The sequence below is a fragment of the Clostridium sp. AM28-20LB genome (genome assembly GCF_003480665.1).
Taxonomy (GTDB): Bacteria; Bacillota; Clostridia; order Lachnospirales; family Lachnospiraceae; genus Otoolea; species Otoolea fessa.
Window position 1 is genome coordinate 447,045 of record NZ_QUJN01000001.1, and the last position, 16,566, is coordinate 463,610.

At 44.2% G+C, this 16,566-nt stretch carries 17 protein-coding genes; all 17 read right to left on the reverse strand.

Translation table 11 applies throughout. From position 1 onward, the window contains the following. Positions 1-59 precede the first annotated feature (59 nt). Positions 60-1,214: a flagellin lysine-N-methylase gene (gene fliB, locus DW739_RS02050; RefSeq protein ID WP_118742544.1), complete on the reverse strand. Its 1,155-nt coding sequence runs from the start codon at positions 1,212-1,214 to the stop codon at positions 60-62. Further along, positions 1,202-1,897, reverse strand: coding sequence for a TMEM165/GDT1 family protein (locus DW739_RS02055; protein ID WP_118742545.1), 696 nt, complete (start codon positions 1,895-1,897; stop codon positions 1,202-1,204). The genes fliB and DW739_RS02055 overlap by 13 nt, the downstream gene beginning before the upstream one ends. Positions 1,898-2,211: 314 nt before the next feature. Further along, the gene (locus DW739_RS02060; protein ID WP_118472349.1) at positions 2,212-3,486 is read right to left on the reverse strand and encodes an amidohydrolase; all 1,275 of its coding nucleotides are present in this window, start codon (positions 3,484-3,486) and stop codon (positions 2,212-2,214) included. A gap of 3 nt (positions 3,487-3,489) precedes the next feature. Next, positions 3,490-4,449: an ABC transporter permease gene (locus DW739_RS02065; protein WP_106999892.1), complete on the reverse strand. Its 960-nt coding sequence runs from the start codon at positions 4,447-4,449 to the stop codon at positions 3,490-3,492. Then, a complete protein-coding gene (locus DW739_RS02070) occupies positions 4,449-5,597 on the reverse strand; it encodes an ABC transporter permease (protein ID WP_106999893.1) in 1,149 nt (382 codons plus the stop codon). The genes DW739_RS02065 and DW739_RS02070 overlap by 1 nt, the downstream gene beginning before the upstream one ends. Beyond that, positions 5,584-7,125, reverse strand: coding sequence for an ABC transporter ATP-binding protein (locus tag DW739_RS02075; RefSeq protein WP_106999894.1), 1,542 nt, complete (start codon positions 7,123-7,125; stop codon positions 5,584-5,586). Before DW739_RS02075 ends, DW739_RS02070 begins: the two co-directional genes overlap by 14 nt. Before the next feature lie 32 nt (positions 7,126-7,157). Continuing rightward, positions 7,158-8,330 carry a BMP family ABC transporter substrate-binding protein gene (locus DW739_RS02080; RefSeq protein WP_106999895.1) on the reverse strand — a complete coding sequence of 391 codons (1,173 nt, stop codon included), beginning with the start codon at positions 8,328-8,330 and terminating at the stop codon, positions 7,158-7,160. Positions 8,331-8,343: 13 nt separating this feature from the next. Beyond that, on the reverse strand, positions 8,344-9,417 hold the full coding sequence (mtnA, locus tag DW739_RS02085; RefSeq protein WP_233430147.1) for an S-methyl-5-thioribose-1-phosphate isomerase: 1,074 nt from the start codon (positions 9,415-9,417) through the stop codon (positions 8,344-8,346). Between the two features lie 31 nt (positions 9,418-9,448). After that, the gene (locus DW739_RS02090) at positions 9,449-10,282 is read right to left on the reverse strand and encodes a purine-nucleoside phosphorylase (protein WP_106999896.1); all 834 of its coding nucleotides are present in this window, start codon (positions 10,280-10,282) and stop codon (positions 9,449-9,451) included. Between the two features lies 1 nt (position 10,283). After that, positions 10,284-10,895 (reverse strand): class II aldolase/adducin family protein, encoded by a 612-nt coding sequence (locus tag DW739_RS02095; protein ID WP_118742546.1) that lies wholly within the window; start codon positions 10,893-10,895, stop codon positions 10,284-10,286. 4 nt (positions 10,896-10,899) lie between these two features. Further along, positions 10,900-11,712 (reverse strand): DeoR/GlpR family DNA-binding transcription regulator, encoded by an 813-nt coding sequence (locus DW739_RS02100; RefSeq protein WP_106999897.1) that lies wholly within the window; start codon positions 11,710-11,712, stop codon positions 10,900-10,902. A gap of 1 nt (position 11,713) precedes the next feature. Beyond that, complete coding sequence (locus DW739_RS02105) at positions 11,714-13,027, reverse strand: hypothetical protein (RefSeq protein WP_118742547.1); 1,314 nt, start codon at positions 13,025-13,027, stop codon at positions 11,714-11,716. Between the two features lie 458 nt (positions 13,028-13,485). Further along, positions 13,486-13,662, reverse strand: a complete 177-nt coding sequence (locus DW739_RS14825; protein ID WP_181357143.1) for a hypothetical protein — start codon at positions 13,660-13,662, stop codon at positions 13,486-13,488. Between the two features lie 531 nt (positions 13,663-14,193). Next, positions 14,194-14,709: a hypothetical protein gene (locus DW739_RS02110; RefSeq protein WP_118742548.1), complete on the reverse strand. Its 516-nt coding sequence runs from the start codon at positions 14,707-14,709 to the stop codon at positions 14,194-14,196. A 47-nt stretch (positions 14,710-14,756) separates the two neighbouring features. Continuing rightward, positions 14,757-15,410, reverse strand: coding sequence for a hypothetical protein (locus DW739_RS02115; protein ID WP_118742549.1), 654 nt, complete (start codon positions 15,408-15,410; stop codon positions 14,757-14,759). A gap of 21 nt (positions 15,411-15,431) precedes the next feature. Continuing rightward, positions 15,432-15,749 carry a helix-turn-helix transcriptional regulator gene (locus tag DW739_RS02120; RefSeq protein ID WP_106999901.1) on the reverse strand — a complete coding sequence of 106 codons (318 nt, stop codon included), beginning with the start codon at positions 15,747-15,749 and terminating at the stop codon, positions 15,432-15,434. Positions 15,750-16,197: 448 nt separating this feature from the next. After that, on the reverse strand, positions 16,198-16,566 hold the full coding sequence (rsfS, locus tag DW739_RS02130) for a ribosome silencing factor (protein ID WP_106999903.1): 369 nt from the start codon (positions 16,564-16,566) through the stop codon (positions 16,198-16,200).

Consider the following 16,566-nt stretch of genomic DNA (forward strand, 5'->3'; position numbering starts at 1 on the left):
TATAGAATAGAGCTTTTTTGTTCGTATGATTCATTTTTGCAATATGCTTCTTTCGGTGATTAAACCGGTGCATACCGCTCAAAAAGCCAGTCTTCCAGTGCATTTAAGTTATCATCGGAATGTTCTACTTCCCGGGCATATCTCCAGGAGATTTCTTCCACATCCTTCATGGAAAGTTTCTTTCCATTTTCCAGCCATCTGACCATCAGAAATTCCTGTATCCAGCGAACAGAGAACAATGCCAGTTCTATCTTGGAACAGACCATATCGTCGTAGACAGCCCCGCAAAAATAGGTATAGACAAAAAACATTAAAAGCTGCTCGCCCAGATTTTCCCATTCTTCTTTGTGACTTCCTAAGCTTCCATATGCCTTATGAAATTCTTCGCAAATTTTATGATAGGTTTCCTCACTTCCCTGATACAGCCACTTTTCAGCACCATCCAGCACATCATCCCATTCCGGACGCAGGCGTTCCAGACCGCGTAGTACCTGCAATTCTTCTATCTGGCGTGCCCACCGATGGAGAGATGCTGCATCAATGCCTTTTTCAGCAAGACTTTCTGATACAAATTCCTGGAGTTTTTTTCTCTGATGATGAGCTTCACAGTTTCGCAGAAGTTCATCAATTTCATATTCCTTCTGCTCTTCCACCCGGATCTGATATTGTTCTGTCAGCTGTTCGGATGCCGACATTCGGAGAGTCAGAGGAAGGGATCGATCCTGTAAAATCGAAAACAGAACATCTCTTGTATCTTCCAACTGGGAAAACATCATAAAATCGAATTCTTCAAAATCGTCCTCCAAATCGTCCTCTTCTTCCAGAAAACGGACCGGTTCTTTACAGGAAAGAATGATTCTAGCCGCCTCCGGACAGGACAGGGAAAGAGATAATTCCCGAAGTCCCTCGTATTCTTCCGTATGTCTCGGGTACATCCGGCAGGTATCACAAAGAGAATCTGGTCCCAGTGCTTTATAAAGATCGCAGAGATTTTCTTCATTTAAAAATGCACAGCGCCGATTGTTCTGGTAAAAACATTCTTCATCCCAGTCAATAGAATTGCGTAATCGCGTTCCGAACTCGCTCTTTTCATTTCCATATCGCTCCAGAGAGGCTTCATCAATCACGATCTGCCATCCGGCACAGCAGCTATCCGGACAATCTCCTGCTGTACAGACAAATTTATCATAATAATGTGGTTTTAAATATCGCATTTATTTTCCTTCTTTCTTTTTATATAGATCCAGGCACATAAGGCAGTAAAAATAACAGCCGCAGCAATCCATACCGACCATACCGGAATCGGACAGACTCTTGCGTTCATCATGTTCAGTCCCTGATGAAGTGTGAAAGCACCAAATATGGAAAAAATAACAAATGCCAGTGTATTCAGCAGCCCATCGGGAGTTTTGCTCTTTAAAAGATATCCAACCAGCATTCCGAGAATATCCGCTGCAAAAAGTCCCAGAGAGCATCCAATCCATACAACAAAGGCTGATTTCATGCCTTCATTGGCTCCGAACGTGATGGCTGTAAGCTGAGTCTTATCTCCCAGTTCTGCCACAAAAAATGTACAAAAAACAGCTAAGGGTGCGAACTGAATCTTTGATTTACCGTCCTCATCCTCTTCTTCGTCATCATCACCGGCAAGAGTCGATGCGGCGAAATACAAAAATGCAAGTGCTGCAATCATCTTAATAAGCCAGTCAGGAATAAATTCACTGACAAGTCCGCCCGCCAGAACCGCAAGACCATTCAGAACAAGAATCGCCGCCGCAGTTCCTAGTATAATATCTCTCAACTTATATTTTGAAGTGAGAGCAATCAGCATAAGCTGGGTTTTATCGCCCATCTCTGCGATAAATTCTGTAAAAAACACTTTAAAAAACAGCATCATTTTTCATTTCCTCCTGGATGTAATGCATGTTCCCTCACCGCTCACTGTCGATTACGATGTCCTCCCTTTTTTGCATCAATGCACAAAAGAAAAACTCATGTATATCAACTGACAGCTATGCATGATACAAAAACTGTCGTCCATCGATATACATGAGTCTCATTATTTAAGATTTGCCAGATTATACAGTTGCTATAATCAGAATGTTGACAAACCACACTTTCGCGCTAACTACTCCCTCATGGAATATTGAATTTACTTGATAAATAGTATCAAATAAAGAATGTGTTGTCAACGGAATTTAACGCTTTTACCTACGATTGTCTCATTCGGGTTATGATCTCATTTGCCTTTTTGTAAACTTCCTTTGGCTCCACCCCAATGAAGAATTTCTGGTCTTCATAGAGGATCTTGCCGTTGATCATGGTCATCTTCACATTCTGTTTGCTTCCGCTGTATACCAGGTTTTTCATCGGGTTGTTGATAGGTTGCATATTCGGCTGGTTCAGATCGATCATAATCAGATCAGCCTTTTTGCCTTCTGCAAGGCAGTCGCAGTCTGTCAGTCCCATTGCTTTTGCACCGCCGGTTACTGCCATTTTCAGAACTTCTTCTGCTGGTACTGCAGATGCATCCCGATCATGAAGTTTTCCCAGTCCCGTCACTAAAAACATTTCCCGGAACATATCCAGGCAGTTGTTGCTGGCTGGTCCATCTGTGCCGATGGCCATATTGACTCCGTGTTTCAAAAATGCCGTAGTGTTGGCGATGCCGCTTGCAAGTTTTGTGTTGGATCCAGGATTGGTTACCGCTGTCAGTCCTTTCCTGCGGAAGAGTTCTATTTCCTCATCGGTAAACCAAATGCAATGATATCCACCGCCCCCATGTTCAAATAAGCCCAGGGAATCCAGATAAGCTGCAGGTGTAGTTCCATGGCGCTGTACACACTCTGCCACTTCCCGTTCTGTTTCTGACATATGAGCAAATACAGGAGCCTTGTAGCGCTGTGACAGCTCGGCAATCTTTTTTAAGAGTTCTTCGGAACAAGTGTATTCTGCATGAAATCCCAGACAATACCTGATCAGCTCATCATATTGGTTGTAGGTATTAAAATCTGCCTCCACTTCCTCCAATGAAGAGGAAAAATCATTGATTCCGCTGACGAGTACACTCCGGAATCCACATTCTACCGATGCTTTAGCCATCATTTCTGTATTCAGATACATATCAAAGCAGGAGGTAATACCGCTGGTCAGGTATTCCATGATTCCCAGTTTGGAGAGCCAGTAGATATCATCCGGCTGTAATTTTGCTTCCATCGGGAAGATCTGCTTTGTCAGCCAGTCCTGCAGCGGCATATCATCCGCATAGGATCGAAGAAACGTCATGGCTGTGTGCGTATGTGCATTTTTAAAGCCCGGCATGATGAGATTTTTTTCTGCATCGATCTCACGGTCCCACACATTGCCGCATTCCTTATGAGGACCTACATATGTAATAGTGTTCCCTTCGACCCATACCTCTCCGTGGATGATATCCATATTTCCATTCATCGGAAGAATCTGGGCATTATAAAAACGAATATTCATGTTCTACCTCTTTCCTTTGTCGTAAATCTCTCCAAGTGCACGAGGAGCACGATTGTATTTTGAGAAGAAAATCAAAAGCAGCATTGTAACGATATAAGGCAGCGTCATGGCAAGATCCGAGTAACTGCTGGGCATCTGCATCTTCTGGACAAGATAATAGCCTCCGGATCGGGCAAAACCAAACAGCAGGCAGGATCCAAGTGTAGGAAGGATCTTCCAGTTTCCGAATATCATGGCTGCAATCGCCAGATATCCGTATCCCACATAGATGTTGGAAGAAAAGTTCGCTGAAATGGAATAAGCAAAGCTGATTCCAGCCAGACCGGACAGAGCACCGGATACAAGGACTGCAATCAGACGGATCCGGGTAACATTCTCTCCTGCTGCGTCTACTGCGTGAGGATTATCTCCACAGGCACGAAGATTCATGCCATAACGCGTTTTATACAGCACATACCAGGCAACAACTGCGATCAGAAGGATCAGGATCTCAAATGGATAGACATCTTTAAATGCGGCTCCAATTACTGGGATGCCGGAGAGCAGCGGAATTGTAAACCGTGCAGACACACCCAGAACAAATTTTTCCGAAGCTGCACCGAACACAAGGCGGTTTAAAAGTTTTGTAAAAAATGCAGTCAGTGACATAGCCAGGATATTGATCACGACTCCGCCAATGATCTGATTTGCCTTCAGACGGATACATAACAGTCCATATAAGAGCGAATACAGCATTCCACCTGCCATGGCACATACAATTGCGAGATAATAAGGAACCTGGGAATTGCTTCCAAAATAGCCTGCAGCCAGAACGGCCACAAAGGCGCCTATAAATGCCCCCATTCCCTGCAATCCCTCCAAAGCCAGATTCGTCACGCCGCTCTTTTCGCTGTAGATCCCTCCGATTGCCATTACGAACAGCGGGATCGCAAAGGATAAACCATCAATCAGGATTCGTTCCATCAGCTGATCCCCCTTTCTGTCTCTTCATTTAACTCTTGTTTCATTCGATTCACTTTGTAACGGATATATACACCGCAGGCGGAAAACAGCAGGATCAATCCGGTGATAACGGATGCGATCTCTGATTCCAGACCGGATGCTGAATTCATGTAGGTACTGCCCTTGCTGATCACTGTGATCAGAAGAGATGAAAATATGATGCCGATGGGATGGTTTCCTGCAAGAAGTGCCACTGCGATGGCATCAAAACCGGTGCTTGGAAGGACGCGGGGCTGAATCGAACCAAAATACCCCAGGTAGTACGTCACTCCTGCCAGGCCTCCTAATGCACCGGAGAACATCATCGCCATGATCATGCTTTTGCCAACATTGACACCTGCATACATGGCCGCTTTTCTTCCAAGTCCCACGCATTTGAGTTCATAGCCAAATACGGTGCGATCTAACACGAACTTCACCAGGACTGCAGTCAGAACTGCAAGAAGGATTCCTAAGGGAATATCCATTTTCAAGTTTCCGACGGGTGTGTCCATCAGAGTCAGGCGGGATGCTTTCGAGACGGCCTGGGACTGCCTGGAAACCGGATTGATATAGTACGTGTTGATGAAAAAGCTGATCACATACTGGGCCGTATAGTTTATCATGATCGAAGATACGACTTCATTGATATTAAATTTGTATTTTAACCAGCCAATAAGTGCACCGATGAGTGCACCAACGACTGCTCCGACAATCAGTACGCATGGCTTAGCCACCGCTGCCGGAAGGGAACTATATCCGATCACCAGAGTTGTGATAAAACCAGAGGTAAGCATCTGACCGGAGACACCGATATTAAAGAGTCCGGCACACATACCGACTGCTACTGCCAGAGACGCAAAAAGCATCGGAGTCCAGGCATTCATATAACTGGTGAAGTCGGTCAGCATATTCTTATATCCGGCATAACTCGGTTTCGGGAGGAATCCAGCCCCCTGAAGAAGGTTACCATAGGCCGACAGAGGATTCTTGCCAAGCAAAAGAATGATCACAGCTCCAGCCAGAAGGCTTAAGAAAATGGCCGACATGGGAATGGTGATACCCTGGTATTTTTCATTTCCCAGGAGTCTGACAAGCATCTTTTTCAATCTGTGTTTAATTTTCAGCATTTTGGTGCACCCCCATCATAAATTCTCCCACTTCATTTGATGTAAGCGTTTTTGCAGCTGCTATTTTCTGGATTTCTCCATTATATATTACTCCGATGGTATCTGCACAATTCATGATCTCATCCAGCTCTAACGAAATCAGCAGGATTGCCTTTCCTGCATCTCTCTGTCGGATAATCTGCTTATGGATATTTTCGATGGCTCCGATATCCAGACCTCTGGTTGGCTGCACAAAGATCATCAGAGGAGACTGAAGTTCAATCTCTCTTCCGATGATGGCCTTCTGCTGATTACCGCCGCTCATGGAGCGGACAATGGTCTTGTTTCCCTGACTGCTCCGGATGTCATACCGGTCAATCAGTTCATTTCCGTACTGGGAAAATTCTGCTTTATCCAGTACACCTTTATGGGAAAATGGTTCTCGGAAGTAGTTTTTCAGTCCCAGATTTTCCTCCAGGGTAAAATCCATGACCAGGCCGCAGCTCTGCCGATCCTCCGGAATATAAGAGATTCCTTCCAGGGTTCGTTTGCGGATGGAGTAATTGGTGATATCGACTCCATTCAGAAGAATACTACCTGAAGCTGCCTTCTCAACTCCTGCAATCGCATCTGCAATCTCAATTTGACCATTGCCGGATACTCCGGCAATGGCAAATACTTCTCCGCCGTGGACAGAAAAGGATACATTTTTTACTACTTCAAAATGATCCTGATTTTTTACAGTGAGATTCTTTACCTCTAACACAGTCTCCCGGTAATGAGGCTCTGATTTCTCTACTTCAAAAGAAACTTCCCGTCCAACCATCAAATTGGCCATCTGCTTTGTAGAGGTCGTGGCGACATCCAGAACATCGATGAGCTTTCCTCTGTTTAAAATCGCACATCTATCTGCAATTTTTTTGATTTCCTCCAGCTTATGGGTGATCAGGATGATGGTTTTTCCATCATCTCTGAGGTTGCGGATGATCGTCAGCAAGGATTCAATCTCCTGAGGCGTCAGCACTGCTGTCGGCTCATCAAAGATCAGAATTTCAGCTTCCCGGTACAGCATTTTCAGGATCTCGACACGCTGCTGTGTCGATACACTTGTATTTTCGATCACATCGGTCGGATTGACTTCCAGGCCGTACTTCTTAGAAAGCGCCTCGATCTCCTGATCTGCTTTTTTTAAATCAACATAGGGAAGGATTCCAAACAGTTTGTCTTTCTTCTTTAAACCCAGAATAATGTTTTCTGTAATCGTGTAATTCTGTACCAGCTTAAAATGCTGATGGACCATACCAATATTGAGTTTTGTTGCGTAGCTTGGCGAATGAATCTGTTCTTTCTTACCCCGGATGAAGATCTCACCTTCATCCGGTTCATACATACCAAATATCATGCTCATCAAAGTTGATTTTCCGGCACCGTTTTCGCCAAGCAGTGCGAAGATCTCACCTTTTTTAATTTGAAGCGTCACATCATCGTTTGCCACGATACCTGGGAAACGTTTTGTGATGTGCTTCATTTCAATGATATATTCCGACATTTAAGCCTCCTCATTTTCTGGTACAGAACGTATTATTTCAATCCCGGGAAATCTTCCGGCTCAATTCCGTTAAAGTTTGCTGCCGGAACGATAGTTCCATCTTTTACAAGTTCATATGCTTCGTCCATCTTCTTCACGGTATCCTCAGACATGCTCTGACGTCCTTCCTCTGTTACATAACCAACAGAATCAGAATCTGCACCTAACAGAGCGTTTGCTCCCTGGAAACTTCCGTCTGCGATAGCATTTAATTGTTTCTCTACGTTCATGCTCATAACTTTCAGTACAGAAGTCAGAATAATGTTATCAGAACCGTTAGCACCATCATCATACTGGTCTACGTCACAGCCTACTACCTTTACATTGCCAGCTTCTTTAGCAGCAGTAAATACACCGTTTCCAGAACCGCCTGCAGCTACGAACAGAATATCACAGCCCTCATCGATGAGAGCTTTTCCAACAACTTTACCGGTTGCTTCATCTGCAAAGCTTCCCACATAGTTTCCACCTACATTTTTATTGGTAACGTCAACGCCTGCGTAAGATGGGATCTCTACGATCTCAACACCGGTATCATATTTCTCATTTGCGTAATTGACACCACTCTCAAAACCGTACTGATAGTTTACATTGCTTGGGTATGCAATACCGGTTACTACAGCTACCTTTTTGCTTTCAGACTCCAGTGCAGCTGCCATTCCCGCGAAGAAACCTCCTTCCTGCTCCTTGAAAGTCATTGCATAAATATTATCACATTCGATGTCATTACCCTCAGAATCGGTCGGATTCGTATCTACAAGGATAAAATCTACATCTGGGTTATCGGTTGCGATGGTTCCGATTCCGGAGAATTGGAAGCCCGGGCATACGATCACATTGTAGTCTGCAACGATATCAGCAACTGCCTGAATAACTGCAGCCGGATCACCGGTTTCCTCGCGAACCGGAGTTACGGTTGCTCCCGGATGAGACTCGATAAATTTCAGGATACCGTTGTAGTTATCCTGGTTAAAGGAGCCGTCATCTACACCGGATGGACTGGTCACGATGGCGATCTTTAAATCTCCATCAGCGTTCTCAGCAGAAGCTGCTGCTGTTTCAGCCGTATTTTCCTTTGTCTCGGCTGTATTATTGTTTCCACCGCATCCTGTCATTAACGCTACGGATACTGCTACACCTGCTACAATACCAAATAATTTTTTCATCAATCTTTTCCTCCTATTTTTTGTTTTTGCCAAACATATTTGCAAGACTCTCCGTATACGGTGGTCTGCAGATTCCTTTTTCTGTTACAATTCCGGCGATCAGCGTGTGATCGGTTACATCAAATGCCGGATTATAACATTTGACACCCTCCGGTGCCATCGGTTTTTCATAAAATTTGCTTTTGATCTCTTCCGGACTTCGAAGTTCGATCTGGATATCATCGCCAGTTGCACAGTCAAGATCGATGGTTGAACTCGGTCCTAATACATAGAACGGAATTCCGTAATGTTTTGCAAGGATTGCAACACCACTGGTTCCAATCTTATTGGCCGCATCACCGTTGGCAGCGATACGATCACAGCCTACGAAGCAGGCCTGGATCCAGCCGTTTTTCATTACAATGCTGGCCATGTTATCACAAATCAATGTTACATCGATTCCTGCCTGATCTAACTCATATGAGGTAAGTCTTGCTCCCTGAAGAAGCGGCCTTGTCTCATCTGCAAATACATGGAAATTCATGCCCTGCTCTTTTCCAAGGAAGAGAGGTCCTAAGGCAGTTCCATAGCGGGAGGTGGCTAAGGGTCCGGCATTGCAATGTGTCAGAATTCCGTCTCCGTCCTTAATAAGGCTTAAACCATATTCAGAAATCGCTCTGCACATCTGGCTGTCCTCTTCCTGAATATCCATGCACTCTTTCTTCAGATATCCAAGAATCTCTGGTACAGAAGCATCGCTGTGGCTTGTCACTACCTGCTCCATGCGGTTTAATGCCCAGCTCAGGTTCACTGCCGTTGGACGGGAAGAGTTCAGATAATCCTTATACTCTCTGAATTTCTTTAAAAACTCATCGTAATCCCCGGTTTCAATCGTTCCGGCCAGAACATACATTCCAAATGCCGCACAAATTCCGATTGCCGGTGCTCCCCGGACTTTCAATTCAAAAATGGCATCATACAGATCCTTCGCCGTTCCAAGGGTCAGGTATTCGGTAACCGTTGGAAGCTTAGTCTGATCAATGATGGTCACAGCTTTGCCGTCTTCATGCAAGTACACATTTTTGATTGCTTCTGACTGATTGTCCACTTTATCATCTCCTTTGTTTTTTATTCATCACTCAGATCATTTTACCGATTCGAACTATGGATTCCGTAATCAGCTGTTTAAATAACGGTGCAACACGGTCAGCTGTTTCCTTCACTTCCTCCGCACTCAAAGGCTGATCAGTCATTCCGCATCCCAGATTGGAAATGCAGGAAATACCGCAGACCTTCATGCCCATATGATTGGCAGCTATGGCCTCGCATGCGGTGCTCATTCCTACTGCATCTCCTCCAAGTATCCGGCACATTTTTACTTCATGGGGAGTTTCAAAATTCGGACCGGACAGCTGGATATAGGTTCCCTCCTGAAGCGGAATCTGAAGGTCTGCAGCAGCACCCCGGATGATCTCACAAAGGTCCTTACGGTAAATCTCAGACATATCGCTGAAACGCTCTCCCAGCATCTCCTCATTGGGTCCGATGAGAGGAGACGGTACAAAATTACTGATCTGGTCGGTGATCATCATAAAATCACCGGCTTTGTAATCATAATTCACACTGCCGGAAGCATTGGTCAGAAACAAGACCCGGGCCCCCATCATCTTCATGAGACGGGTGGGAAGAACTACATCCTCCATGGAATATCCTTCATAGTAGTGGACACGTCCCTGCATGATTACGACCGGGACATCTCCTACGTATCCAAAGACAAATCTGCCCTTATGTCCGCTGACTGTGGACACAGGAAAACCCTCAATATCATGATAATCCAAAACAGCTTCTACCCGAATGGTATCTGCATAATCACCGAGTCCGGATCCCAGCACCAGTGCCACCTCCGGCTTAAAATTAATTTTGTCTTTAAAGCACTGATAGCATTTTAATAATCGTTCATACGCCTTTGTCATATCAGACCTCCTCGTATTCTTTGATCACAACCGGATGTCCTGAACAGAGTGCAAGATGATAGATCTTTGCAGCATCCTCCACATAAACACTGTTTGTATATGCTTCCGGTAATGTTCCGCCGATAGCCACGACACCGTGATTGGCCATCAGACAGGCATTTTTCCGTTCCAGGATTGGAACTGCATTCAGACCAACCTCTGCGCTTCCCTGCTGTGCATAAGGACTTACCTCCAGTTTCCCTTTTAAGAAAGGAATCATTTCAATCAGTACAACTGGAATTTCCTGATGGTTTACCGCAAAACTGCTTGCATAAGGAGAATGTGTATGCACCACCGCATTAGCATGGGACAGGTGACGGTAAATCTCAGCATGCATTTTCCACTCGGAAGATGGCTTGTGTCTTCCTTCGACCAGATTGCCATCCAGATCAATCACTACGATATCCTCTTCCGCCATCAAACTGTAATCATAGGAGCTGGGAGTAATTACGATCCACTGCTTCTCACGAAAGTAAGCACTGATATTGCCGCTTGTTCCGGCCATCAGCTTTTCATCATAGGCCTTTTTCGCTGTCATCAGCACATTTTGTTTCAGTTCCCTCAAATCTGTCATAATCTTATCGCTCATCTCCTTTGGTTTTTGATTTTCTTTCCGCTTTCCCTTCCAGGACAGGGATCTGATGTGCCTGGAACCATTCCCATAGGTCCGGATTGGTTTTTCGGATGGAATGATCCACAACCACCTGACTGAGCTGCTCCAACTCTCCGATCACATACACCTCGTTGCGTCCGATCTTCGTATTGTCCACCACCAGGATCTTATGTTTCGCCTGCTTTAATACCTGACGACGGATATCTGCTTCTTCACGGGTGGAATCTGTAATACCTGCCTCCAGACTGCAGCCGGCACTGCTGACAAATGCATAATTGATAAAGCAGGTTTTCATCTGTTCCAGTACGGTCTGTCCTTCAAACGCTTCCCGATCGCGATTCAGCTCACCGCCAAATAAAATAAGACGAATCTGCGGATTCGCATCAATCTCCTTTGCCACTGCCAGAGAATTGGTCATGACGGTCAGCTTGCCGGGAAAATCCGCTAATTGCTTTGCAATATGAAGAGCCGTGGTACTGCAATCCAGAAAAATGGAACTCTTTTCGTGGATCCATTGCATGCAGAGAGATGCAAGAAGCTTTTTCTCTTCCTGCATCACCTTGCTGCGAACCGAGATGGGAGTTTCATTGCCAAAACCTTCGTTTAAGTAGGCACCTCCGTGAACACGGTTTAATTTCTCCTGTTTTTCCAGTTTTTCCAGATCCTTTCGAACCGTTTCTTCCGTAACTCCCATTTCACGGCTCAGATCCGTCACCATGACTACTTTATTCTTCTCCAGCATGGACAAGATGTATTCTGCACGTTCGATTGCATGCATACTACTGATAGTCCTCACCTTCCAGGTAATTATAGAAAGCGGTATTGCAGAAGCGTTCAACCGGTACAACTTCCAGGCCGTCGGAGATTTCCGTCAGTTTTTCAACAACCTCATCTTTATCTTCCGGTAAGGTAAATGGATGAATGGAATATGTATCGTTCGTGATTACGCAATCATAGATCTGATGATAATCAGTCTCCGGCATATCTGTTCTGGTTGAAGAATAAAGCGGCTGCCACCAGGATGCATAGATCAGGCCCTTTGCTTCTTCATTTCCTTCATTTTTCTTTGCGTACGTCTTGATTACTTCGTCAAAACGATTCATATCCTCAAGATTGTCGAACTCAAGCTCAAGGTCATATTCTACTGCATATACCAGTGCAAGATCTTCATATTCTTTTACTTCGTAGGTTGGAGTAGCCTCCGGGATCGGACCCCACTCCGGCAGATATTGGTAAATACTAATCTTCGGCTCAAGCTGAACCTTTGCTGTGATATTCTCGCTGTTCAGAAGCCCCATCAGCTGATGTACATGTTTGATATCAGAATGACCGTACTGTAAGGTCAGTTCCGGTAAAAAGCGGGCACTGTATGCAGCAGATTTTAATCCATATCCGGTGGTTACCTTGTTCTGTACAGCTTCTTTTCCGATCTCTGCCAGTTTGCTGTCATCAAATAAGATAAAGGAATTCCATGCCTGGTCCAGTTTCGCGTAAATGTCTGGATCATTTGACATGCCAAGGTAGTTTCTTGCGTCTCCATTTGCATTGGCAATTGCCATCAGAAGACTGATTTCATCCTCAGCTGTAAAGGCATCTTCTGCAACGACTTTTTTCGCAGTTTCGGAAGTGATGAGGCTGGTATCCAGAGCAGCAGCAACGTATCTGGCATATTCATTCGTCTCATCCATCTTTACCCCATATTGTTCAAGACGATCTTTAATCTTATCTTCCGGATAGCTAAGAGCAAGCTCTTCATAATCAGCAGCAGCCACAGCAGCTTTCACAGCAGAAAACCAGGTCATGTCCCCCTCGACAGCCGGTGCCTCATCTCCTGCTACCTTTTTCAGGTCAGCGGAAAAAGCAGCACTGTCCGGATCTTCTTTGATCTGTACATCGAAAAACTCTGCCAGGTATTCTGCCTCATGGGCATCAGCCTCTTTGGTTTCTTCCTGAGCTGCTTCTGTCTCCTGAGTAGCAGAAGTCTCAGCCGGTTTGGTCTCTGCGCCGGTCGGTGCTGCATCCTTTGCACCACAGCCCCCTACCATCGCGGTTGCGGCCATAGCAGCCATCATTACTGCAAGTTTTTTTCTCATCTCTTCTTCTCCTCTTATATGTATTTATTAGTTTTGCTACTAACTAGCAGCTGATTTATTTACATACATTATAAGCACCTTTTATAGGAAAAGCAAGTACTAATCTTTCTTTTTCTTTGTTTTTCTGTTTTTTGTTTTGTTTTTTTTCACCATAGGATGAGGTTTTCTATGTCACAAAAAGATCCCCCGAAAAATCGAAGGGATCTTTCTAGGAGAGCTGAATTGGAATCCGAGCTTCCAGTTTGCAAGTTTAAGTTCTGATTTAGCTAATCACTTGCAAAAGTAAATTCTGGCAAATCAAAATATCATGATTTTTATGGACGTTAGTTTTGCAAAGTTCTTCAAAACTGGAATTTACTATTAGAAACAAGTTGTTTTATGCTTCATATGCTGATATACCCTTGAATAATGTACTGTTTCACTTCAAATACGTGACCGCAGCAACAACACTTAAGCTTTCACGTAACAACAATTCCCGGCTCGCCCAGAAGTAACTCCAAGGATGATTTTCCCTCACTGGCTGCCACATACGCATCCATCTTCGCCTGTTCCTCATCCGTCAGCTGAATATGCCACCAATTATGTTCCTCATGGCACTTGGGACACGGCTGGTTGATTTTGTAAAGTCTTCCCATAGTCTGATCTCCTTTCGATTTTTTCTGCCCAACTATATCATCATCGAATTCGAATTTCCAATTAGCGGTTTCTGCGGATAACGTTTTGAGTCAAATTTTCGCTCAGACGTTCCTGCCTGAAATCATAAAGCGCTTTATCATAATTCCGGTTTTGGAATTCTTGTGACCCAATCCATTCCGTGTTTGTAACCCACTTCAGTACACTATTTTTGAAATTTCCAAAATGGAGCGATTTTAAAAAGTAAGTTTTGAGTTAGGTTTTGAACTCTTTCAGACCGAAATCCTTCTTACCATGAAAAATGGCTACGGAATTGCTTCCGCAGCCGTTGTGCCTGAAAACCGTACCTTGGCACCGTGATCCCTCACAGGTTTTTTACAGGGTGATTTGAAAATCTGCATGATATGCTTTTCCAAAGCCGTCTCCATGAACCGGAACACATAACCCGATAACAAATAACCGATAAGCGATGACAATGAACCGTAACCACTCGTAATTTTTTGTTAGAAGTATGCCCTGTACGGAAATTCTACTTAGATATCCACCTCAAACAGCACCGTCTGATTATAACGATCCAGTGCAATCTGCATTTCCATGATCGTATTGGAGATGCGGTCATATTCCTGCCGGATCAGTTCCGGATCGTAGTTGACATACTTATACTCCGGTGCCGAACCAGAAGAACCGAAGGAGTTGCCATAGACTCGCGTTTTTGGAAGTCTCTTGCGCATATCGTCAAGCACCGTCTTTCTCTTGTTGAGCTGCGCCATCCGGATTAGGATGCCGTCAATGCTCATTTCCTGAGCGCCGACCTGCACTTTTGCGGTGGCATTGGTCAGATTCAATGTGTGCTTGATAGTAAGGATCTTCCTGTCAATCTCATCAATCGTATTCGCAACAGTCATGTAATCATATTCCGGAACGACTGGTTCCTCGTTGACCGCAGCCACGTAAGTACTGGATGTCGATTCCTTGTTTACCCAGAATGCCTTGTCTTCTTCTAGGCTTCTCAGCATCTTATTTGCATAAGCCGATGTAATTTTCTGCATGATTTTCGCCTCCCACAATGTTCTTATCAATATAAATAAAAATGATCTCAGTCCCACAGCTCCCAGAGATATCTGGTAAAAAGCTTCATTCCTTCTTTCATACACCGATCTCGGTATGCTGCCAGTTCCTTCTCCGCTGCAAACCATTGGTCCAATATTTCCTTGTATTCCGGCACATCGGACATGGTATGCACACAGTAATAACCTTTATCTTTTTCCTGCTCTTTTTCTTCTTCGGTTTTCAGCTTTTCACCAAACATCCCGTATTTCCGGGTGAAAGCCTCTCTTGCCTGATCATATGCTTCTTCATATGGATTTTTCCGGTGACAGGTTTCCTCGTTTGCCTCCCGAAATAGAAATTCCATATGTTCTAGGATCCGGTTCCATTTCCGCACATTCTCTTCTTCGGTTCCTGTGAAAGATCCCGGATATCCATGACCGTTGATACGTAGATCGTTGAGCATATTGGGGATGATAACAAGAAACCACTGGTCAATCGCCCAGGCATCACGGTAGCAGTATCCGTAACGCAATCTCTGACAGATGCAGATGATATCTTCTTTCCAACGTTTTATCCATCCCAAGGGGGAAACGTGAATCGGTCCGTAAGTAAGAAAAACAGGATATTCCGGTTTGCGCATCTTACTTTTCCGTTTCTTTCGCAGAATATCATTTAACATAAATTTATGTTCCGATTCCATGTTTCACCGTCCTCTCCTCTATCATTTGTTTCTGATCCGATTGTAAATCATACGGCAACGGATGTCATTCAACCATCGGTTTAAAATTCCCCATAAACGAGGAATATCCCCGTCAATGACGAGGATATCTTCAATCGTAGTATGCAATAATCTACTTAAAATAATGAAGTTGTCGATGCTGGGTAACGATTTACCGGACAGCCATTTGTAAATGGCCTGCGGATTTTCAAACCCGAAAGCTCCCTGGATTTCCCGAATCGTATACCCTTGTTCCAAAAGCAGTCTTCTTATGCGTTCCCCTGTCTCTTCCGGCTGGATTGACAAATACATTGGTTCCATACTTTGCACCTCCATGATTCAGGACCGTGTTTCTTGATAACGTAAATATTCTACCACGGAAAGGACAGACCCACCAGTATCAATCATACTATAGCAGTAGGAAATGTAGGGTTTTTCCTACCACTATTATATGATCTTTTAAAAAATATCAATATATATACTTATTGCTTTGATACAACACTTCTCAATAAACAAATTGCGTTCGTTGCAATTAGCGTATTCCAACCTTGTAACTCGTTTTATTTCACTATTTTTGAAATTTACAAAATGGAGCGCTTTTAAAAAGTAAGTTTTGAGTTGAAAGGAAAACACTTTATCAGCCTTGTTCGCGATAGATGGGAAAATACAGATTTCAAGTTTTTCTCTCTTATTCGCGATAAAAGGGAAAAACCATTTGCAGGTTTTTCCCTTTCTGTTCGTGATATAAAAGGAATGAAACAAAAATCTATTACAATTCCTCCACATTCTCAACTACTTTTCCGTCTCTCCAGATGCGCTCCAGATCATAAAACAGTCTGTCATCGCGGGAGAAAATGTGTACGATCAGATCGCCGTAATCCATCAGGATCCATCCGGCAGTCTGATAGCCCTCGATCTGACGGCACTCATGACCGGCTTTGCCGAGTTCTTCCTCTACATTATCTGCCATTGCCTTTACCTGGCTGGCGTTGCTTCCGTCTGCGATGACAAAGTAATCAGCCAGTACAGATACTCCATGAATATCAATGACGCGAATATCTTCGCCTTTTTTATCTTCCAGCGCCTTTACGGCAAGTTTGGTCAGCTCTTTTGCTTCCACGGGGATTATCCTCCTCAT